20 protein-coding genes are annotated in these 20784 nt (G+C 25.0%); 4 read left to right on the forward strand and 16 right to left on the reverse strand.

Going from position 1 to position 20784, the window contains the following annotated elements:
• Positions 1 to 261: 261 nt before the first annotated feature.
• Positions 262 to 996 (forward strand): SH3 domain-containing protein, encoded by a 735-nt coding sequence (locus ARA19_RS05705; protein ID WP_055070006.1) that lies wholly within the window; start codon positions 262 to 264, stop codon positions 994 to 996.
• A gap of 118 nt (positions 997 to 1114) precedes the next feature.
• Here ARA19_RS05705 and ARA19_RS05710 read toward each other — a convergent pair whose 3' ends face one another.
• The 4 genes from ARA19_RS05710 to ARA19_RS05725 form a co-directional block, all read right to left on the reverse strand.
• On the reverse strand, positions 1115 to 2236 hold the full coding sequence (locus ARA19_RS05710) for a hypothetical protein (protein WP_055070007.1): 1122 nt from the start codon (positions 2234 to 2236) through the stop codon (positions 1115 to 1117).
• Positions 2237 to 2448: 212 nt separating this feature from the next.
• Positions 2449 to 3120: a nitroreductase family protein gene (locus tag ARA19_RS05715; RefSeq protein ID WP_055070008.1), complete on the reverse strand. Its 672-nt coding sequence runs from the start codon at positions 3118 to 3120 to the stop codon at positions 2449 to 2451.
• A gap of 46 nt (positions 3121 to 3166) precedes the next feature.
• Positions 3167 to 3550 (reverse strand): ArsR/SmtB family transcription factor, encoded by a 384-nt coding sequence (locus ARA19_RS05720; protein ID WP_055070009.1) that lies wholly within the window; start codon positions 3548 to 3550, stop codon positions 3167 to 3169.
• A 404-nt stretch (positions 3551 to 3954) separates the two neighbouring features.
• Positions 3955 to 4623, reverse strand: a complete 669-nt coding sequence (locus ARA19_RS05725; protein ID WP_055070010.1) for a DUF3592 domain-containing protein — start codon at positions 4621 to 4623, stop codon at positions 3955 to 3957.
• A 189-nt stretch (positions 4624 to 4812) separates the two neighbouring features.
• On the opposite strand from ARA19_RS05725, the gene ARA19_RS05730 reads away from it, so the two are divergent.
• Positions 4813 to 5028 (forward strand): hypothetical protein, encoded by a 216-nt coding sequence (locus ARA19_RS05730; protein ID WP_055070011.1) that lies wholly within the window; start codon positions 4813 to 4815, stop codon positions 5026 to 5028.
• A 353-nt stretch (positions 5029 to 5381) separates the two neighbouring features.
• Here ARA19_RS05730 and rbr read toward each other — a convergent pair whose 3' ends face one another.
• The 5 genes from rbr to ARA19_RS05750 all read right to left on the reverse strand — a co-directional run bounded on the left by rbr (position 5382) and on the right by ARA19_RS05750 (position 13326).
• Positions 5382 to 5969 carry a rubrerythrin gene (gene rbr, locus ARA19_RS05735; protein WP_055070012.1) on the reverse strand — a complete coding sequence of 196 codons (588 nt, stop codon included), beginning with the start codon at positions 5967 to 5969 and terminating at the stop codon, positions 5382 to 5384.
• A gap of 278 nt (positions 5970 to 6247) precedes the next feature.
• Entirely contained in the window at positions 6248 to 6619 is a 372-nt protein-coding gene (locus ARA19_RS05740; protein WP_055070013.1) for a hypothetical protein, read from the reverse strand.
• Positions 6620 to 7104: 485 nt separating this feature from the next.
• Positions 7105 to 9003, reverse strand: a complete 1899-nt coding sequence (locus ARA19_RS05745) for an endonuclease MutS2 (protein WP_055070014.1) — start codon at positions 9001 to 9003, stop codon at positions 7105 to 7107.
• Positions 9004 to 9806: 803 nt separating this feature from the next.
• Positions 9807 to 9959 carry a hypothetical protein gene (locus tag ARA19_RS17520; RefSeq protein ID WP_242862400.1) on the reverse strand — a complete coding sequence of 51 codons (153 nt, stop codon included), beginning with the start codon at positions 9957 to 9959 and terminating at the stop codon, positions 9807 to 9809.
• A 418-nt stretch (positions 9960 to 10377) separates the two neighbouring features.
• Positions 10378 to 13326, reverse strand: coding sequence for a DEAD/DEAH box helicase (locus ARA19_RS05750; RefSeq protein WP_055070015.1), 2949 nt, complete (start codon positions 13324 to 13326; stop codon positions 10378 to 10380).
• Positions 13327 to 13772: 446 nt separating this feature from the next.
• On the opposite strand from ARA19_RS05750, the gene ARA19_RS05755 reads away from it, so the two are divergent.
• On the forward strand, positions 13773 to 14123 hold the full coding sequence (locus ARA19_RS05755; protein WP_055070016.1) for a DUF6568 family protein: 351 nt from the start codon (positions 13773 to 13775) through the stop codon (positions 14121 to 14123).
• 108 nt (positions 14124 to 14231) lie between these two features.
• Here the strand turns inward: ARA19_RS05755 and ARA19_RS05760 are convergent, their stop codons facing one another.
• Together ARA19_RS05760 and ARA19_RS05765 are read right to left on the reverse strand one after the other, a co-directional pair.
• Positions 14232 to 14753, reverse strand: a complete 522-nt coding sequence (locus tag ARA19_RS05760) for an HAD family hydrolase (RefSeq protein ID WP_084764281.1) — start codon at positions 14751 to 14753, stop codon at positions 14232 to 14234.
• A 98-nt stretch (positions 14754 to 14851) separates the two neighbouring features.
• A complete protein-coding gene (locus tag ARA19_RS05765) occupies positions 14852 to 15745 on the reverse strand; it encodes a hypothetical protein (RefSeq protein ID WP_055070018.1) in 894 nt (297 codons plus the stop codon).
• A gap of 445 nt (positions 15746 to 16190) precedes the next feature.
• Here ARA19_RS05765 and ARA19_RS05770 point away from each other — a divergent pair, with 445 nt between their 5' ends.
• Complete coding sequence (locus tag ARA19_RS05770; protein WP_055070019.1) at positions 16191 to 16400, forward strand: hypothetical protein; 210 nt, start codon at positions 16191 to 16193, stop codon at positions 16398 to 16400.
• A 135-nt stretch (positions 16401 to 16535) separates the two neighbouring features.
• Here ARA19_RS05770 and ARA19_RS05775 read toward each other — a convergent pair whose 3' ends face one another.
• The 5 genes from ARA19_RS05775 to ARA19_RS05790 form a co-directional block, all read right to left on the reverse strand.
• Positions 16536 to 17759 (reverse strand): P-loop NTPase family protein, encoded by a 1224-nt coding sequence (locus ARA19_RS05775; RefSeq protein ID WP_055070020.1) that lies wholly within the window; start codon positions 17757 to 17759, stop codon positions 16536 to 16538.
• Positions 17760 to 18467: 708 nt separating this feature from the next.
• Positions 18468 to 18662, reverse strand: coding sequence for a hypothetical protein (locus ARA19_RS05780; protein WP_055070021.1), 195 nt, complete (start codon positions 18660 to 18662; stop codon positions 18468 to 18470).
• A gap of 214 nt (positions 18663 to 18876) precedes the next feature.
• The gene (locus ARA19_RS17875) at positions 18877 to 19017 is read right to left on the reverse strand and encodes a hypothetical protein (protein WP_157452233.1); all 141 of its coding nucleotides are present in this window, start codon (positions 19015 to 19017) and stop codon (positions 18877 to 18879) included.
• Positions 19018 to 19058: 41 nt separating this feature from the next.
• Positions 19059 to 20111, reverse strand: a complete 1053-nt coding sequence (locus tag ARA19_RS05785) for an ATP-binding protein (protein WP_055070022.1) — start codon at positions 20109 to 20111, stop codon at positions 19059 to 19061.
• A gap of 13 nt (positions 20112 to 20124) precedes the next feature.
• Positions 20125 to 20703, reverse strand: a complete 579-nt coding sequence (locus ARA19_RS05790) for a metal-dependent hydrolase (RefSeq protein ID WP_055070023.1) — start codon at positions 20701 to 20703, stop codon at positions 20125 to 20127.
• Positions 20704 to 20784: the final 81 nt, after the last annotated feature.

Below are 20784 nucleotides of genomic sequence, written 5' to 3' on the forward strand. Positions count from 1 at the left end.
TCTTTCAGAAGTATTAAAAAAAATACTTTTTTTTGTTTTTTATTTGATTCTTTTTAAATAAATTGTTAATTTTTTATATAATTTAACAATTTATGATCATTTTATTCACTTTTCGTTAATATTATTAACAGATTTTCTACTGTATTTTTATTATTTCCCACTTATAATTAAGCTATAAGGTGAAACGAAAGAAGCACAAAACATACTAATAACTACAAAAAAATAAAATAAAAAACTAAAAGAAAAATGGGGGATGTTAATATGAAAAGAAAAAATATTTTAACTCTTTTAGGAACAACAACATTATTATCAAGCATGGCTTTTGTAGCTACTCCAAATGTTTCAGCAGTAGCTTCACCAGCTCAACAAAATATTAGACTATTATCTAATGCATCACAAACAAAAATAGTTACTGCTAAGGGCTTAAATGTTAGAGCCAAAGCATCTATGAATGGTGCTAAGTTAGGAGTTTTACCAAAAGGGGCTAAAGTTAATGTTATAGGACAAGAAGGTAACTGGAGTAAAATTATGTTCAATGGCAAAACTGCCTTTGTTTCATCAAATTACTTAGCTAACTCAAATTCTTCTGCTCCTAAAGCAAAAGTAACAACTAAAATGGTTACTGCTAAAGGCTTAAATGTTAGAGCCAAAGCATCTATGAATGGTGCTAAGTTAGGAGTTCTACCAAAAGGGACTAAAGTTAATGTTATAGGACAAGAAGGTAACTGGAGTAAAATTATGTTCAATGGCAAAACTGCCTTTGTTTCATCAAATTACTTAGCTAACTCAAATTCTTCTGCTCCTAAAGCAAAAGTAACAACTAAAATGGTTACTGCTAAAGGCTTAAATGTTAGAGCCAAAGCATCTATGAATGGTGCTAAGTTAGGAGTTCTACCAAAAGGGGCTAAGGTTAACGTTATAGGACAAGAAGGTAATTGGAGTAAAATTATGTTCAATGGTAAAACTGCCTTTGTTAGTTCACAATATTTAAAATAAGTTATTATAAATTCTAGTTACAACTTAAAATCTAATCATTGAAATTATCTTTCGACAATTAAATTATAAAAATAACAGCTCCTAAGTAAAACTTAGGGGCTGTTAGCTGCTTTCTTATTTAATAAGTAAGATCATAAGAAAAATTGTACAATAAATTATAATTTCTAAGTTCTGTTAATCTTATAGTTTCTCTTTGTTGTGCTACTTCTTTATTAACGCCTGTAAGACCTTGCCCAGCAATCTCTATTTGCCTATTTTTAAAACTTATCCATTGTTCTTCATAATTAGTTAGAAGAGTTGGACCTACTATATTATCAATATTCTCTTTTATATATCCATAATTTTCATTTAAACTATTATTTAAGATATTATAAATATTGTTATATGAATTATTTACACTATTATAATTATTACTATTCATATTGCTTAAAACTTCTTCAGCTTGACTTTTAGCATTACAAAAATTATTCATAAGATTACTTGGAACAATACCTTGTCCATCTAATTCATAAATTCTTTTCACTGAGTTTGTCAAAGTAGGATTATATCCATAATTGGTATAACTACTTATAAGATAAGCTGCAAAATTTTGATAGGCTGCTCTTATATCAATTTCATAAACAATTTTATCATTTGAAACTGTTGCCTTTCTTCCATCAACAAAAAATTTTGTTGAACTTTGATTAAAATTCTCAAAATTCTCTACAGTTTCATTAAATTTAGTTAAATTTTCACCTGATAACTTAGCTCTAATCATTGGAATAATAGTATCGTTAACATAATTTATCATATCTCTAGTTGATTTAAACTCTACATCATGAGTTACACCCTCTGGATATAAAGCATTATCTATTCCCTTTATTAAGAAATCAACATTTTCCTGTGAAAGAACTCCTGTTGAATTAATTAAATTCCAATTGATGCTATTGCTTTTTTCTGTCCCATTATTGCTTCCATTCTTGCCCTCACTACCATTGCTATTTTCTAATTTATTACTACTACTTAAACTATTGCTAGTATTTAAGCTATGCTCATCTTGAGATTTATTATTATTACTTAAGGTTGTGTTATTAACCACATTTTTTGAATTCGCTGTTGTTGCATTTACTCCCTTAGAAACTTCTTTATTACTAGTAGATTTTAATGAAATATTAGAGTTCATTGTCTTTTTGTAAGAGAAGATTCCTGCTCCTATTCCTAAAACTACTATAATTAATCCTCCAATTAATAGCCTTTTCATAAGTTGTTCTCCTTTTAGTGTTTTCTCCATAATTTTTAGTTGTTAACATTTTTTACATATTTAATATTAATACAAAGTTTTAATAAAGAAGTTTACAAACTACAACAAACTTATTATTTTAATGTGTCAATATTATTAAAAACACTATTATAAGAAATCACTAAAAAAGATAGCTCAATTAAAAAGCTATCTTAATCCTTTAATTAATCTTTTTATTCTATATCCCACTTCCATCCTGAACTACCAGCTGCTATTTCAAAATGATATTTAACAATTCCAAGGTCTAGTTTAGTATAAAATCCGCTTAATGCCTTTGCACCTACTAAGTTTCCATTTAGAGTAATTAAAAATTTCTGCTGATTCATAGCTGTTGGTGCAAGTTGTGCAGCCTCCATTCCTCTCTTAAACCATTGAGGCATTTCACCATGTACATTACAAAGTTCTTCTATTGATTTTGTCTTACGACTAACTCCTGATGTTTCGCCATACCCTATAGCTATTACACAACATAGCTTCTCCCCTTTATCAATATAACAAAGAGTTTTTGATTTACTATAAGTAAGTGCAACCCAACATGTGTTAAGTCCTAACTGAACTGCTTTTAATAAAACCTTCTCACCATAATATCCACACTTTTCTTCTAAGTCTTTCCCCTTTTTTCCGATGATTGCAATATAATTTTTTACATTTTTAAATTTACCATAACTAGCCATAAGCCCACCAAATGCCTTTGGTTCATCAGTACACAATTGAATATGCATATTTCCTTCAACATTGCACTCATCAATTACCTTTTGCAATTCACTTTTTGTATCTTCATCAATTTTTTTATCAGTATAACTACGAACTGAATGACGTATATTCATAGCTTCTAAAATATCCATAGATTTTCCTCCATTCCCCTTCTAAACAATAAATTTTATTTTTTCTTTATTTAATATTATATATTTCATCTTCACTTTTTGAGCAACGTTCATTAGAAACTTCTTGAATAATACTATAGATATTTCCCATGAACTCTAAAAGTTGTTTCCATACAGTTTCACTTGAATTTACATAATAATAGTTCTTAGTTCCTTCACGATACATACTAATAATTCCTGCATTTTTAAGAATCTGCAAATGATGAGAAACTGCTGGTCTAGATAAGTGAGTTCTTTTTGTAATCTCACCAACTCTTATTCCATGAACATCGCTTTCAAGTAAGGCTATTATAATATGCTGTCTTGTCTCATCACCTAAAGCTACAAAAGCCTTTTGACAATCTTTAAATTCTTTTGCTAATTGTAATCTTCTCTCATGACATTTTTCCATTATTCAGATTCCTTTCATCTATTGTTATAAACTAAGACTTAATTCAGATAATAAAACATGAATTTTAATACTCTTCTTCACATCAGTCCCTCCTTAGAGCAATAGTCTATTGGTTCATTGGTTTATTTTTTTAAACAATTATAGCATATATTTTTTCCAATAGTTCAATGGTAAAGAAAATGCATACCATTGATTTCTTCCTTTTCTTAATATTTAATAAATAAATCCTCCTTAGAAAAAATTTTATTTCTAAAAAGGATTTTTTCAATTCAATCTTAAAATAAAAATAACTCTCTATGTTAAATTAATCTTTCATAGAGAGTTTTCTTGCTTCTTATATTATCTTTCAATATAATTTTATACTATTCTTTTTAATGATCTATAACTTTAAAATTTAATAATCTCTACCTATTTCTTGACTTTCCTAAAATTGATATTAAAGTTTTTACTAACACAACTAAATAAATTGCTATTACTGTCATTGAAAGAACAAGATAAGCTGCATTATTTTCTGTTTTCGAAAACCTATATTGAAATATCCATAATGCTGCTGTTATAGTTGGTACAGCTCCTAATAACAATGCATAAATTTTATTTTTTACTGGAACTTCTGTTGTTAAAAAACCAACACCACCATATCCTTTTATGGACATTAAGGATAAAAGACTCGTTGGTAATACAACGATAGATACATAAATTAATATTTTTATTAGCTTGTCAATATATGCTGAGAAAATGTTATCTACCATTATTTTTTGTGGATTATTTTTATCATAATATATTACAACATCATCACCAATATTATTAAATTGCTTCTTACTATCATTAAAATTCGCAATAGCTGATACTTCATTACCAAAATTCTTAAAACTTACAATTGGAGAATAAGTATAATAAATACCTCCCTTAGTTGCATTTTCAGTCATACCGTAAGAAGTTATGATTCCTGTTGTCTTTTCACCTGTAATTCTTAAATAAGCTGCATTTACTATCCCTCCCAATGGATTAATTACAGCCATTATAAGAAAAACTCCTACCATTATATTAAAACCTTTTGTATTATTCTCTCTCATAACGCACTTTTAACATCCCTTACTTTTAATTATATTTGCTATGTACTTTAATAAACTAAGTTATATCCTAGTAATTCATTATTCTGTTATAGAACTATAATCTTTTACTTTTTTTATAATATTTTTATTTTCTTATTGCAATATGAATATAATATTCTATATGAATATATAATTATTGGAGGTAATAATATGAAAAAATTTAATAACTATATTAATTTTGGCTTGTTATTCAATGGCATTTTCTTATTAGGAAATTGTACTAACCTTCTTCCTGAATTCATGAAAGGTCTTTTTTGCGCATTAGGTATTACATTAATATTTATAGGATTCTATTCTGAAAACCATCATATATCTAAATTTAAAAATCATAAAAAAAATCTTCTTAAGAAAATTTCATTAAAATAATTTATTAAATAAAAATAATACAATAATAAAAGGCTACATTCTTTATAAATTATAAAACTCTTAATAAGTCTTATAAATTAGCTAAAATTGTAGCCTTTTAAAATTTAATCATACTCTTATATTATCATCTTTCTATGTATATAACTTATATATTTTCTTAATATTATTTAAATTATCTGTCATTAATAAATTACGTATTAAGTTTACTTATTACTGATAAGTAAAAAATTTTAATAGTATTCTGCTTTAAATCCATAAGAAAGCTTTGTTAGAATACTCAGCATTACATTTTTTAATTTTTTATAATATAAAAGGATAAGCACTTATATAATGCCTATCCCACAATTTTCATTTTAGTATGTTTCAACAAAGATTTCAAAATATCCCTGAGGATGAGCACAAGCTGGACATCTAACAGGAGCTTCCTCTCCTTCATATATATAACCACAATTTAAACATTTCCATAATGTGCATTTATTCTTTTTAAATACTAAATCTTTTTCTATATTTTCAGCTAATTTAGAGTATCTAATTTCATGTCTTTTTTCAACTTCAGAAATTTTTTCAAATACAAAAGCAATTGCTCCAAACCCCTCATCCTTTGCTACTTTTGCAAATTTAGGATATAATTCTGTCCATTCCTCATTTTCACCAGCTGCTGCAGCCTTTAAATTTAACAATGTATCCTCATGAAATGATACAGGATAAGATGCCGTAATTTCTATAGTTTCATCCTTGAAATCTTCCTTTAAAAATTTATAAAATCTTTTAGCATGTTCTTTTTCTTGTTCTGCGGTTTCCAAAAATATATTTGAAACTTGAACATAACCTTGTTCTTTGGCTATAGCTGCATAGTAAGTATACCTTGTTCTTGCTTGGCATTCTCCAGCAAATGATTTCATTAAATTTTCTGCTGTTCTTGTCCCCTTTAGACTTTTCATGATTTCCTCCATGATATTAGATTTCTTCTCTCCTTCTGAGTATATTGCTAGATATATTTATCTATGCATAAAATTTCTTTTATATTTTAGGCTAAACTTATTACTATTTAAGTATATTTTTTCTTTTTTATTATAAAGTTCCCTATACATTTTAAACTTAGTTTGCAAAATCGCAAATAAATTAGTAAATAATATTATAAATAGAAATACATACTTATTTGTAAACATAAATATATATAAATATATTTTCTTTATAAATTATTCTAATATTACTTAAATTACCACAAGGAAATTTTTATTACTTTCCATTTTGGCATAAATAAATTTCCTTCTTTGATCATATATACTCCTATTGGTCTTTGATTTACTTTCACACCATATACATATATATCTTTTGCACCTTCATTATCAGATTCTGCTTCAAAATTTAATTTTTTCCCTTTCAATGAAAGTAAAAAACTATAAGTTTCATCATCACTATAAAGTTCATTACTCCCAGAGATTGATTTGATATATTCATTTGATTTGGTATTTATAATATTAATAACTTCAGGTTCTACAAACCTAGATGCAGATATCATGTATTCATAAAAAGAAAATATCATAATAACTATTATACATATTGAAACACCTAATAATATTTTTTTCATTTACATTCCTCTTCTTCTTTCCACTAAATTAATTACATTAACTATTCATTATTTTTCATAGTTGCTTCTAAATATAACATTAAATTTAAAATTAATAAAATAACTTAAAAATCATAATAAAAATTTATATATCTAAGAAAACTAAGTTTCTATTAAGATTTAAGTAAAAGTATCAATTCTGATATAAAGTTAAACTTATTTTAATGATTGTATAAAATATATTAAAGAAAAATTTCCTTATTTAATTATAAATTCACTCCATAAAATAAATATTAATTTTCCACTTTATGTTTAAAAAGAAATTAATTTGTACATAATTTTAATATCCTTTAGTCCCCATACTTCTTTCATATAAATTCATATATAAGAAAATCAGCATAGTTTTTAGCTATGCTGATTTTTATTTAAAATTTAATTTACTTGTCAAAGCTACGTTAGAAATATTTCATATAAATAAATCTACTTACTTTAAAGTTCTAATAATTTTATTTAGAAATAGTAGCTTTTCTCTCTTTTTTTAACTTTTTCAATACCTTTTTAGAACCTCTTTCTATATCGTGATCTAATTTTCTTTCTTTATAACTAACAAATAATTGATTTAAATCATAATCCTTTGGATAAAGTTCTGTTGCTTTTAAATCAAGCTTAATTCTTTTTGAATTAATTTCCCTAAACTCACCATTATAAAAGATTATTAAATTATTAAGATTGTCTTTTTCTTTATAAACAATAGCTTTTTCCTTAGTTTCTAAGATAATTACCCTATCTCCAACAGAATAATCATACTGTTTTTCATTAATTACTGTATTTTTATCTTTTTTTACTTTACTATCTTTAATTAAAGTGTAATTATAATCTTTCTTTTCTAAATAACTCTTAGTTCTTTCAATAATTTTATCTGGTATTCCCATTTTTCTTGAAATATACAAAGCATTACTTGCTCCACTTTTTCCTATTGATAATTTATAAAGAGGCTCTAAGGTATCTTTTTTAAATTCCATAGCAGCATTTTCAAAATGAGGATGTTTTTTAGAAAAATCTTTTATTTCTCCATAATGTGTAGAAGCTATAATTATAGCACCTTTGTGATACAATTCCTCCAAAATTGATATTGCTAAGGCTGCTCCCTCATTAGGTTCTGTTCCACTTCCTATTTCATCAAATAATAACAATGATGAATTGTTACTTTCCTTTATTATCTCTCCTAAATTTTTAACATGTGATGAAAATGTACTTAGGGAATTTTCTATGCTTTGATTATCACCTATATCAACAAATATATTTTCAAATATTGATATTTCACTTCCTTCATCTGCCCCAATATGAAATCCAGATTGTACTGCTAAAGTCAATATTCCAACTGTTTTTAAAACTACTGTTTTTCCTCCTGCATTAGGACCTGTTATAATTAACCCTCTATATAAATTTCCTATTTCAAAATTTAATGGTATAGAATTTTTTATCATAGGATATTTACCATTAACTATTTTTATATACCCTTTATTATTTAACTTTGGACTTATTCCCTCAATATCATAACTATACTTAGCCTTTGCAAATATCATATCATACTCAGAAATTACTTCTATATTAAGTCTTATTTCTCTTAATTTCTCAAATACTTTCTCTGACAAAATTGATAGTATCCTATATACTTCTATAGTTTCTTCAACTTTTAATCCTTCAAGCTCTGAAGTGTATTTAGCAATAGTAACAGGTTCTATAAATGCAGTAGTTCCTTTAGATGATACCTCTATAATGTTACCCTCAACCTGATTTTTATAATTTGCCTTAATAGGTATTGTGTATCTCCCATTCCTTTTGCTAATAAAAAACTCCTGTATATAATCTTTATTATTACTTGATTTCAAAAACTTATCTAATTTTTCTCTTATCTTTCCTTCACATATATCAATATGTCTTCTTATTTTTCTAAGTTCCTTACTTGCGTTGGAATCAACCATTGCTCCCTTAATAGCACTATTTATTTCCTCTTCTATATAATATAAATCAGTTATACTTTGAGAATAGCTACTTAAAAGTTCCGCATAAGCACTTTTATCACTCATAAACCTTTTAATTCTTCTACATCCTCTAAAAAAATCAGATAACATTATTAAATCAGATGGTTCTAAAACTAAACCTTTTTCTACTTTATCAATCAAAGGTATTATATTAAATATTCCATCTAATGGTATATGATAAGATAAATCTAAAAGCCTTCTGCCCTCTGTGGTTTCATTCAAACGCTTTTTAACAGTATTTATATGAGAACTCGGTTTAAGATCTTCTATAAGCTTCTTTCCAAGTCCACTTACGCAATATCCCTTAACTATTTCCTTTAATTCATTATAATTCAATTTTTCAAATGTAATATTATTCACTAATTATGCCTCCTAAATTAAACAAGGCACAAAACCTAAAGATAGATTTCGAAATTTCTATTCACTTTATAATAAAAAAAGTCCTGGATAGACCAAGACTATAAAACTCAAATTCAATATAGATAGACTATACCTTAAAAATTAGTTTTGTGCCATGTATCTCCTTTAATAATTTAATTAATTCCATAACAAATAAAGGTCCTAAAACCCCATTTTTTTTAGAAATTAATATTAAATTTATTATTGTTCGATACTAGACACTCATAAAAAACCTCTCTTTTAATAAAATCTATCTTTTACTAAATATTACATTAATAAGTCATTAATGTCAATATATTATGATTATAATATGATAGCAAAAGTCTTTTAAACCTTCTACCATCATGCTATAAATCAATTTATATTCCACATAGTTAATATAAAACATCCATCCTTACTCTCTATTCTAGAAATTTTAGTTTGATTTACATTCCTCATAGTTAATATAAAACGGGGAGCACTTGATAGTGTAAATCTTAATGATTCATATTTACATTCCTCATAGTTAATATAAAACCCCGAAAAAAAGATAATTTTTCTTACAATTTAAAGCCATTTATAAGCACTTTTTTTCTTAATATTCATGTTATTTTGCAGTAGACCATCAGTTGTGTTTTCTCTTTTTCTTAAAAACCCTTTTCAAAATCAGTATTTATGCTAATTTTAGAGTTTTTATAAAAAAATCGATTTACTGCAAATTATATTTCATATCATTAATTTCTTTATAAACAACCCCATATATTACCATTAATATATATTATAACTTATTCTACTATTCCTGCATATACTCTATTTAAATCAATCTCTAGACCTTCAAAGACAACTGATTTATAAGTCTCATTATGATTATATACTTTCGCAACTCTGTAATAATCATTATGAAGGGTATATTGCTCTATTTTCCTATCTTGATACACTAAACAATACTCCTTAATTCCATAAATAGAATAAAGATTCATTTTTTCTATAGTATCTAACTTTTAAATCATAATCTTAATATTTGATTTTAATATATTTTAATTTTTAACATGTTAATTTTCTCTATTCTGTATCCAACATATTATTTTAAATATAAGAATACAATTTATTCTCTATTATTAACTTAATTATAGCATTAAAATAAAATATCTTTAATATTCTACTTATACTTTATTAAAATTACACTAGAATTATAAAATTTACTTTAATATTAGACACGTAGAAGAATATTTATCCCATATCTACTGTCTATAATACTCCAATCTTCCTCATAGTAAAAATAAACAGATACCTATCCCTAAATAACTTCCACCAAAATTCAAATGAAGCTTTATGCTATCTAAATTTAGTTTTAGTTTATGAAATTAAATAATCATATATATCCTCTCTAACAGGAGTTGTTATTTCATATTCTATTTCAATTGCTGTTTTATTAGTGTTTTTCATTACAAATTCATGTGGTTTTCCAACAGCTTTAATATTTCCTAAGAAGTAAAATTCTTTTGAAGTTTTATCATCTTTATTTTTTCTTACAAACAAGTACATTTCTACTCCATCTCTTTCAGCATTATATGCTTGCATAACATCTTCAGACTGTACTGTTCTTCCTGACTTTGATATAGCTACTAATTTAGATTCTGATATAAATCTATCTTCATAATTTATTGTATCTATTATATCCTCTGCTTTATCATAATTTATAAATACTGGATAAGTTTTAGTTCCTTTATCAAATTTATATCCTCCAATATTTAAAGCTACTTCACCTTTTTCCCATTCTAATAATCTACATACATCTTCATAAGTATATTTTTCATATAACTGAAAATTTGTATTCTTATATCTATCACTAAAGTTCTTTTCATACCTATTTAAACCAAAATTAATTAACTCTTCCACCATACTTTTGAAATAATTATTCTTTAATAAGTCCTTAAAGTCTCTAGAAACCACAATCTCATCATTTTCTCTTTCTATAAAGATACATTGCTCATAGGTTTTCTTTCCTGTACCAGTAGGAAATTCATTAGTTAAAATGTTAATTAAGTTTTTCTCTGTTGAACTAGTAAAATCTATATTATATCTTTCTTTTAGTTCATTTTTTAAATTACTCATAATATTCTTCTTATGTTCTATTAAAAGCTTAATTAAAATTAACTCATGAGGTCTTTTTCCCCCTGCCAATTTCTTTGATATAAATTCTATAAATAATGCTTCTTTTTCTTTCAACTTAATACTATAGTCCTTTTCATATTTCCTAAGAAAATTATAATAGGAACCAGACTTATCAAAAATCTTTAAAATATCTATAGATTGATATTTATCAAAATCCATAATGGTTGGTATTCTTCCTAGTTTCATTTTTAAATTACTGTAATTTTCTTTTAATAGTCTTATATCATTGAAATTAGCACTATCTATGGCACTAAAAATTCTCTTTTTAGATATTTCATCAAAATTAATAGTTGAACATCCTGGAATAATTCTTGTTCCTTCCATAACATACTTTCTTATGGTGTCTTTATTGAAAGTTCTATCTCCTGATAAGGCAATAGGAATCAAAAAGTTATTATTATAATTCCCTACAAAATCTATAACTACAACATATTCTTTATCTTTATATTTTCTGAGTCCTCTACCAAGTTGTTGCACAAATATTATGGCAGACTTAGTTTCTCTTAACATGATTACTTGATTAACAGCAGGAATATCAACTCCTTCATTGAATATATCTACTGTAAAAATATAATCTAGTTGTTCTCCTAAATCCTCTTCTAACTTTCTTATAGCATCTTCTCTTTCTTTTTGTGAATTTTCACCAGTTAATGCTACAGTCCTATAGCCCCTTTCATTAAACTTTTTTGAAAGTTCCTTTGCTTCATCTTTATTACTACAAAAAACTAATCCTTTAACTCTATTTCCATCATAACCATAAAAATTTATCTTTTCTATAATATGATTTACTCTCTCATCAGCAACTAAATGTTTAAACTTAATTTCTTCACCATTATTTATAATTAAATCAGATATTCCAAAGTAATGAAATGGACAAAGCAAATCCTCTTCTAAAGCTTGTTGAAGTCTTATTTCATAGGCAATATTGTAATCAAATATTTTAAATATATCAAACTCATCACTTCTCTCTGGTGTAGCTGTCATCCCTAACAAAAATTGAGGATTAAAATAAGAAAGTATCTTTTGATAAGTATTAGCTCCAGCCTTATGAACCTCATCTATTATAATGTAATCAAAATAATCTTTTTTAAATGACTGCAAAACATTATCCTTAGATAAGGTTTGTATAGTACTAAAAATAAAATCATTTTCTAGCTCTTTTTTTCCTCCGGATAAAATCCCCATAGTTCTAATGTCACCAAAAACATTTCTAAAACTTTCTAAAGCTTGCTTAGCAATTTGTTCCCTATGAACTATAAATAAAGCCTTTTTAGGATTAAAATTTCTAACATCAAAAGCTGATAAGTAAGTCTTTCCAGTTCCAGTAGCTGAAATTAATAAAGCCTTATTCTTACCTTCCTTTCTTAAATTTTCTAAGGAATTTATAGCAGTAACCTGCATTCTATTAGGTTTTAATGTATATTGCGAAATTCTAGGTACTTTACTCTTTCTAGTAAACTCACGTTGCTGTTTATAAATATCTTCATAGATTTCTATCCAATCTAAGGTTAAAGGTTCAGCCTTCTTCCATAAATCATTGAATTCAGAAAAAATACTATAGGTCAATGCACCTTCTTCTAAAGATGAAACCTTCAAATTCCATTCCTTATTCTTAGTTAAGGCTGTTTGTGTTAAATTTGAACTTCCCACAATGACCTTATAATGATTTGAATGTCTAAAAATATATCCTTTAGTATGAAAATTTTCCTCACAAAAAACTTTAACTTCTATATTATTAAACTCTAAAATTCTCTTAAGAGCCTTTGGTTCACTGAAAGTAAGGTAGTTAGTAGTAAGAATTTTTCCTTTAACACCTTTTTCCTCTAACTTTCTAAAGGTTTCTAATAAAGGTGTAATTCCACTACTTGTTATAAAAGCAACAGATAAGAAGAACTCCTCACAATTATTAAGCTCATAGATTATATCACTTAATACTTTACGTCCTTTAATATGATCATTAACTAATAATTTAGGTATTAAAGATTTATTAGCTTCTATACTTCCATTAAGAAATCCCGCTTTATTAGCCAATAAAAGCTCTTCTTTGATGCTCTCTTCTCTAACTATAGGTTTAAAATCATATTGAAAGGAACTCTCCCTTACTTCCTCATTTGATAATTTAATCCCCATTTTATCATCCCTTCTAACTTGTCACTATATTAAAGTCTTCATTTAACTATAAAACTTAAATTTTAAATACCTTTTATATATATAAAGAACTCTTATTATTTTTAAGTTGTTCTTACAATGTTATTAGAAACTATACTCATATTAATTATAAAATTTCTAATATTTTCATTTAAATTATCTCATATATAGGATATAATATCCATTTTATTTTCCCTTTATTTTCTAGAGTATTAAATTATTAATTCTTCTAAAAATAATATAGTGTTGTTATATCATAAACTACTTTATCTAATGACTAATTTCTGTAATATGCAGTCTCCTATGTTCTAAAGATAAATAAATATAGGTTTCTAGATAATTAAATTACATAGAAATTTTTTTAATTTGAAGTAGTAATATAGTTTTGATATAATGTCTTTAAAATACTAACATTAGGAGGAAATAGCATGTTTGGAAATGATACATATGAAGAAGATATAAAAGAATTTAAGAAAGTGCTTTCTACAGGAGCAGATGAGTTATTATCTAATAAAGATTTAGCTGTTGTTTATATTGGTAGAGCAACTTGTCCATTCTGTCGTAAATTTGCTAAAAAGTTAAGTGGATTAGCTAAAGAAATTGATACAACTATTTACTATGTAGATAGTGAGAATTTTTCAGACGATGGAATTAACTCATTTAGAGAAAAATATGACATTGTAACTGTACCAGGATTTATTGTTGGTAAAAAAGGAGAAATTGAAGTTCGTTGCGATTCTTCAACTCCAGAAGATGAAATATTAAGTATGATAAAATAAATAACAAATGGGGAATCATAGATTCCCCAAATTTAAAATTCATTTATATTAAAACTATACTTACCTAAAAAGTTATTTTTTATTTATATTTTTTTGAAAAACCTTGTCTTACCCTATTTTTAATAATTTTAAAATATCTATAGGCTCTTTCAAATAATAATCTGCTTCAATTTTTGAAGCATTTGCTCCACTCCATTGAACTAAGGCAAAATCCATATTAGCTGCCTTTGATGCTCTTGAATCAAAAATAGTATCACCAATGTATATTGAATCCTCTGGTTTTATATCTAAAATTTCTATTGCTTTTAATATAGGATCTGGATGTGGCTTATGCCTTTTTGTATCTTCTGCTAAAACAACACTTTTCATATATTCTTGTAAACCTGTCTTAAAAAAATCTATCTCATATTGTTTTTTAGTTTTTGAACTTGCTATAGCACATATAATTCCCTTTTCATTTAGAATTTTAATAACTTCACTAAAACCATCATATAACTTGGCGCCCTTTTCATATTCATTTACATATTGCACCCATTTAATATAAGATTTCTTAACATCAATAAAACCTAATTCCTCTAAAGCCCTTTCTCCTGCATAGACTCTATACTTTAATAGATTATCATACTTAATATCCTATTCTGCACTTAGTTCTATTAAAGCTATAGATAATACTATAATCTTAAAACATAGTATCTTCACTATATGTTACTCTTAACTTTAAACTTATATCAAATTTTTGATTTAATAAAATCATGAATTTTACTATTGGGATTTTTAATAGCATCGGATAAATATTCCTCTTTCCCACTCCAATTGTCCATAATATCTTGAATTTGCCATGGATATAAGTATTCAATTAAAGTTTCTATATCATAATAAGCTTCCTTTTTTGATTTAGGCAAATATTTTATTTCTATTATTGGTGGCTCTATATTTAAATTACTATATGCCAATAATTTATGGTGTCCATCTATAATAAAATCTCCTGAATCTAAATCCTTCTTAGCTAACTCACAATTAAATATAATTATGGCTGGTCTACTTCCATTTTTAATTTCATTCTCAAAATAATGAACTCTTTCTTCATTTATACTTTCTTTAGATTGAGTAGCAATTAAGGCTGTACTAGTACCTAAATAAAAACTTCCAGTAGTATAATATAATATACTTCCATAAATCCCCTTATTATTTTTGTCTATATTATACTTATTTATAACTTCTTCTAATTTATTTATATCAGTAATTTTATTAAAAGCAACCCACCAATCCCCCTTGTAACCTTCATCATTACCTGAAATCCAATATGGAAAAAAACTATTTTGCTTACCATCATAATAATTTAATGAATACTCTCCATTTTTAAATAACTTAAATAGAGGCTTTAATATTTCATATAATTCTTCTATATTATTTGTGTAATCATTATCTAGATTACTAATTATTCTATCTCTAACCTCTTTTCTATAACTTTCACTGTAGGGTAAAAGTGTTGAATATTTCGAAACAGAACCATCATAAAGGTCCCACTCTACAGATACAGGCTTATGAAAACTATAATAGCTACCTATTTCACTTACACCTATTGAAGCTATATCTAATCCATCAGTTATTTTAAAATTCATAACTTACTTTCCTCCTCTTTTGTAAATATATTATATGCATGCATTTAAATCTTAATATTAATTCTTTTCTTTCTAGTCTAGAGACAGTTATATATTATTTGATATTTGTATAAAAAATAGTTCTGAAAATAAAAAGGGAGTACTTATTATATTTTTCTATATTACCTATAAAACTTCTAATATGTTATAATAAGGATAAAATAAAAAAGGGATTGAGATAAAGGGGTACATGATCATAAAAAGAATAATCAAATTAATATTACAGTTGTTATTAATGTTATATGTCTTAATATTTATTTTTATAATTCCACCTGAAATAAGTACATGGGATTTAATAAAAATTCATTTAATATTATTTTTAATATGTATAATCATAATAAAAGCCATAAAAACATTAATATCAATAGTGAAGTCAAATATATTTTAAAATTAGAGGTATTTAAATATGAATAAAGAAATATTAAAATCACAAAAAGTTTTAACTATAGTACAATTCTTCTTACTTTTATTTGTATTTTTAGTAAATAAAAATGGTTTACATAATGTATTTATAAAAGGTATTTTATTATTTATTGTATTACCTATAACACTATATAACCTTATAAATACGAGCAAAAGCTTTGTTAATACAATAAAAAAAGTAGCTAGGAAATAAAAAATTTCTGGAAAATTATCAATGGAGAATTTAAACAATGGATAGTACCTATTATTTTGCTTGAAGGATTAGTAATTTTTATAATATTGTAGGAGATAATATTATTTAGAATTCCTCTTTCAATCTTACATAAATTTATGTAAATGGAATAAAAAATTTATTATTTCCTTTTTCTCCTGCTGATCTCATAAATTCGCTAAATTTAATTAATACTTTTTTTATATCCAATTCTCCAGTTGACAATAAATAATCTTGTTTAATAGTATATTTACCAAATCCTTCTGTACTAATTTTAGAAGTTATATAATCTAAAATTAACTCTGAAAAAATTAAATTGCTTATTTTAATATAATTTTCTTTATCTCTAGAAAAATATCCAAACATAATCCCTAAATTAATACTGGGGTTATAAGGATTATATATCACCCTTGAATCTCCTAATATCACTTGTTTTATGGTGTTATATAACTCTTCATTGTTCTCTAAATTCTTTATCAAATCATCAAATAAAGTATTTGTTTCAATTAAAATTGTTTTAACAGCTTTTTGTACATCAGTAACTTCCCATTCTCTCTTAGCTATTCCAATTAAATCTTCATCAATAATTTGACATAATCTACTTACTAAAAAGGGATAACCAGATGTAAACTTATATATCTCCTTACTTATTTTTAATATGTTCATATTTAGATTATTATCATTGCTATATTCCTTTAGCATAGTTCCTATTTCTTCAATATTAAAACTCATATCCGCATTGAAATTAACTGCTATATTCCAAGGTGAATTATATTTTGTATCAGTATTATCTCTAAACTTTATTTTTAAATTTTTTATATCATGAACTCCTGCCAATATTACAGATTTAAAAGTTGTGTTAATCCCTTTATTTCTTGATAAATACAAGGATCTTAACATACCTAAAAAATTTAGAAACAACTTATTATTAGAAGCTTTATCTACTTCATCAATTATTAAAATTATTTCTTCATTAAGTGTAATATCACTAATAACCCTAGATAACTTTGATAAAGAATCTACCTTCTGTAATTTAATCCCTAGACTAATTGACATAAACTCTATTAAACTTTCACAAAACCTACTCTCATTTTCAAAATCAGTATCCAATAATTCAAAATCTAAACTAATAACCTTATACCTAGACTTCAATATTCGCTCAAGCTCACTAAGAGTTGTAGTTTTTCCATATTGTCTTAGTCTATTAATAACAAAATAACTATCATTTTGAATTAACTTTATTATTTCTTTTAACTTTAAATTTATATTAACCATATAGTGCTTCTCTGGTACACAGACACCAGTTGTATTAAATCTTTTTGAAAACTCTATATCCTCCATCAAAATTAACCATGATTTACTCACTCCCCTTCTTTAATATATTTATCAATACTACGAACTACTTGAATTTAATTTATTATCTCTAATTATAACTTAATTCCATTGTTTAAGTCATTACATAATCTTATTATTCTCTATTACTATTATTTTCCTATTTTTATCTAAATATAACTTGAAATCACCTTATAAATTTATACCTACACTTTCTAACAAATTCTCAATATACTATAATTTTCTTTACTACATTACATCTAAATCTATGGTTATAGTTCCTAGTAAATTCTCGCTATGCTATAATAGGAACTGTAAAACCCCTTGAAATTTCTCGATTTCAAAGGGTTTTGCTTCTAAAAAAACATTTAATTGTGATGAAGTTATAGTCTTTTCATTTATTTTGGTGACCCTACTAAAAATTTTATTTCTTCATAAAATTTTTAGATAAAATATAAGTCTAATTTTTCATAACGATTTATGATCACAATACAATAATACCATAAAAGAGCTATATTGCAGTCTTAATATCACTCAATCATTTATCAAAAAAGGTCGTTCTTACACTAATACATGTATAAAATCATTCTTCGTAATAATAAAAAGGAAATTTATAGAAATACCTATGACCGTTCTAAGGAGCTAAAATAACTATTTTTAAATACATTAAAAGTTGGTATAATAAAATTTAGTTTCCAAGCTATCTATAATATATACTTATTTAAAATAATCTTCTGCTTCATGATTTATAATTAAATTTTCATAACTTGTATTAAACTCTAACTCTTCTATCTTTTCTTCTATTAACTTTATAAAACTCTTATTTAGAACATATTCTTTTATCTCAGTAAGAGTAATATCTAAAATAAAATACTTTTCATCCTCTCCTTCTTTATGATAATAAAATTTCACCTATTTTACTAAATTTTATTAAAACATCTATTTCATTAATAGAATTTCTAACCTTTCTACCCCATTCAAATCTGGCTGTTTTATCAACTATAAATTTAATATTTCATATCAATATCAAATTTTCTCTTAATTGCTCTTTGGTATATATATTGACCCTTTAAAATTTCTTAAAAATTCACCTATATTTTTTATATCTTCTGTATTGTAAGTTCCATTATTTTATATTTCTTTTAGAACACTCGATAACTGTTCTAACAACATTTAATAGTGGCAATGCATAAGATTTGTTACTTCCTATTTCTAAACAAGCTTTATAATCATCTATAAATAATCTATTTATGAAGAAAGATTGCATTAAATACTAAACCAATCTTCTTCTAATCATGTTAAACTTTATTAAGATTTTTTCCATAAACCATACTTAAATATTTCTTTGACCACATCTTTTGCATAAATATATGAACTTCCAGATTCACTTTCTAATATTTCTTTTCCTCTAAAAAATTCTTCCTTTGTTATATCGAACTGAACTGATATTTTTTCCTTCGAAAAATAATCTCTTGTTTCTTCAACCATATTATAAAATTCTGATAATATCATTTGTATATTTCTATTATTAAAATCTATTTTGTCATTCGATGGAGTTATCCCTAATTCTTTAATATTTCTCGAATATATAAAAACTTCCGAATAAAAATCAATATAGGTTTTTCCTTTTTTTATGATTCTTTTCTTCCATTCTAAATAATTATTTTTCACTCTACTCATGACTAATCTATCATTAACTATAAAATCTACTCCATTATATTCTTTCTTTATACCATTATATATTTTTATTGAAAACTCGTAATCGTCATAAATAAAATCCTTACTTGCTAGCAAATCCTTATCTATCATTCTTGCCTCTATCTTTTGTTCATTTATATAAATATTTAAACCTTTATTTAATAAATATCTATATTTAAATCCTATATACTTATCTAAGTCCTTTAATTCTTTCATAAAATTCACATATAAATTTTGAAATTTAACGCTAAAAACTATTTCTTTCTTAAACACTTCTATAAATTTTAATTTTTCCTTATCATCTCCCAGTATATCTTCAATTTTTATTTTATGAGACATTATAGCTATATTACCGTCAAATGAATTTACTCTCATAGTTTCTCCAATTTTCATTAAAGCTATTTTTAAGCCTTTTCCTAATCCATTTTCAAATGTTCTATCCTCCATTATAAAAATAGTTTCTTCATCCTTTTCATCTAACCCTTTACAATTATCTTCAATGATAAATTCGTTATTGTTATAACAAATTTTTATATTAGTATCTCTTATATTTTTATTTAAACTCATCATTGCATCTATAGAGTTATCTATTAATAATCCAACAGCATCTAACTCTGAAATATCTTTAGTAAAAGCAGACTTAATACAATCTTTTCCTAACAAAGCATTCTCCTATTTATATTACTATCAATTTATATTTATAATCCTTAAATAATAAATATGTTAACAGCTTAAATATTCCACCAATTAAAAATAAAATAGTTATAGTAAATGCTATACAAATAACTCTCATTTCAATTTCATCATAAAGTGTTCTAAATTTTCTTAATCCAAATTTTTTGTTATAAAAAGGATAAAACAATTTAACTCCTGATTTAGTTAATGAATCCATTAATAAATGACTTAAATAACCGAAAGAAAGTCCTATAACCAAATATATACTATTTATTCTAAAACTCTCTAATAAGATATTAGCACCTATTATCATTACTATATTTAATATCATCCAAAAAATTAATGAATGTGTCATTCCCCTATGTGTGAAAATATTATTAGTTAAAGTAGAAAATGGTTTCGTTTTATTGCTTATATAACTACCTTGAGAATCTAAATCTGGTAATAAACTTCCTATATAAGCTCCAAGTAATATTAGTAAGAAATTTATATAATTTACATTACCAATATTATAGATAATAAAAATTATTATAATAGCTATAGAAATTCCTGCTATTTCATGTGTTTTATAATTACTCAATTATCTCTTCCTAAATATAATTCTTTACATTAAATTATATTTAGTTAATTGAATTTTATGCATTCTAAAAAGAAGACAATT

The sequence above is a fragment of the Clostridium massiliamazoniense genome, assembly GCF_001403635.1.
GTDB lineage: Bacteria > Bacillota > Clostridia > Clostridiales > Clostridiaceae > Sarcina > Sarcina massiliamazoniense.

Bases quoted from the DNA above. Each gene is read 5' to 3' on its own strand.
- ARA19_RS05705 (WP_055070006.1), top strand. From the start codon at position 262: ATGAAAAGAAAAAATATTTTAACTCTTTTAGGAACAACAACATTATTA.
- ARA19_RS05710 (WP_055070007.1), bottom strand. From the start codon at position 2,236: ATGAAAAGGCTATTAATTGGAGGATTAATTATAGTAGTTTTAGGAATA.
- ARA19_RS05715 (WP_055070008.1), bottom strand. From the start codon at position 3,120: ATGGATATTTTAGAAGCTATGAATATACGTCATTCAGTTCGTAGTTAT.
- ARA19_RS05720 (WP_055070009.1), bottom strand. From the start codon at position 3,550: ATGGAAAAATGTCATGAGAGAAGATTACAATTAGCAAAAGAATTTAAA.
- ARA19_RS05725 (WP_055070010.1), bottom strand. From the start codon at position 4,623: ATGAGAGAGAATAATACAAAAGGTTTTAATATAATGGTAGGAGTTTTT.
- ARA19_RS05730 (WP_055070011.1), top strand. From the start codon at position 4,813: ATGAAAAAATTTAATAACTATATTAATTTTGGCTTGTTATTCAATGGC.
- rbr (WP_055070012.1), bottom strand. From the start codon at position 5,969: ATGAAAAGTCTAAAGGGGACAAGAACAGCAGAAAATTTAATGAAATCA.
- ARA19_RS05740 (WP_055070013.1), bottom strand. From the start codon at position 6,619: ATGAAAAAAATATTATTAGGTGTTTCAATATGTATAATAGTTATTATG.
- ARA19_RS05750 (WP_055070015.1), bottom strand. From the start codon at position 13,326: ATGGGGATTAAATTATCAAATGAGGAAGTAAGGGAGAGTTCCTTTCAA.
- ARA19_RS05755 (WP_055070016.1), top strand. From the start codon at position 13,773: ATGTTTGGAAATGATACATATGAAGAAGATATAAAAGAATTTAAGAAA.
- ARA19_RS05765 (WP_055070018.1), bottom strand. From the start codon at position 15,745: ATGAATTTTAAAATAACTGATGGATTAGATATAGCTTCAATAGGTGTA.
- ARA19_RS05770 (WP_055070019.1), top strand. From the start codon at position 16,191: ATGAATAAAGAAATATTAAAATCACAAAAAGTTTTAACTATAGTACAA.
- ARA19_RS05775 (WP_055070020.1), bottom strand. From the start codon at position 17,759: ATGGAGGATATAGAGTTTTCAAAAAGATTTAATACAACTGGTGTCTGT.
- ARA19_RS17875 (WP_157452233.1), bottom strand. From the start codon at position 19,017: ATGCAATCTTTCTTCATAAATAGATTATTTATAGATGATTATAAAGCT.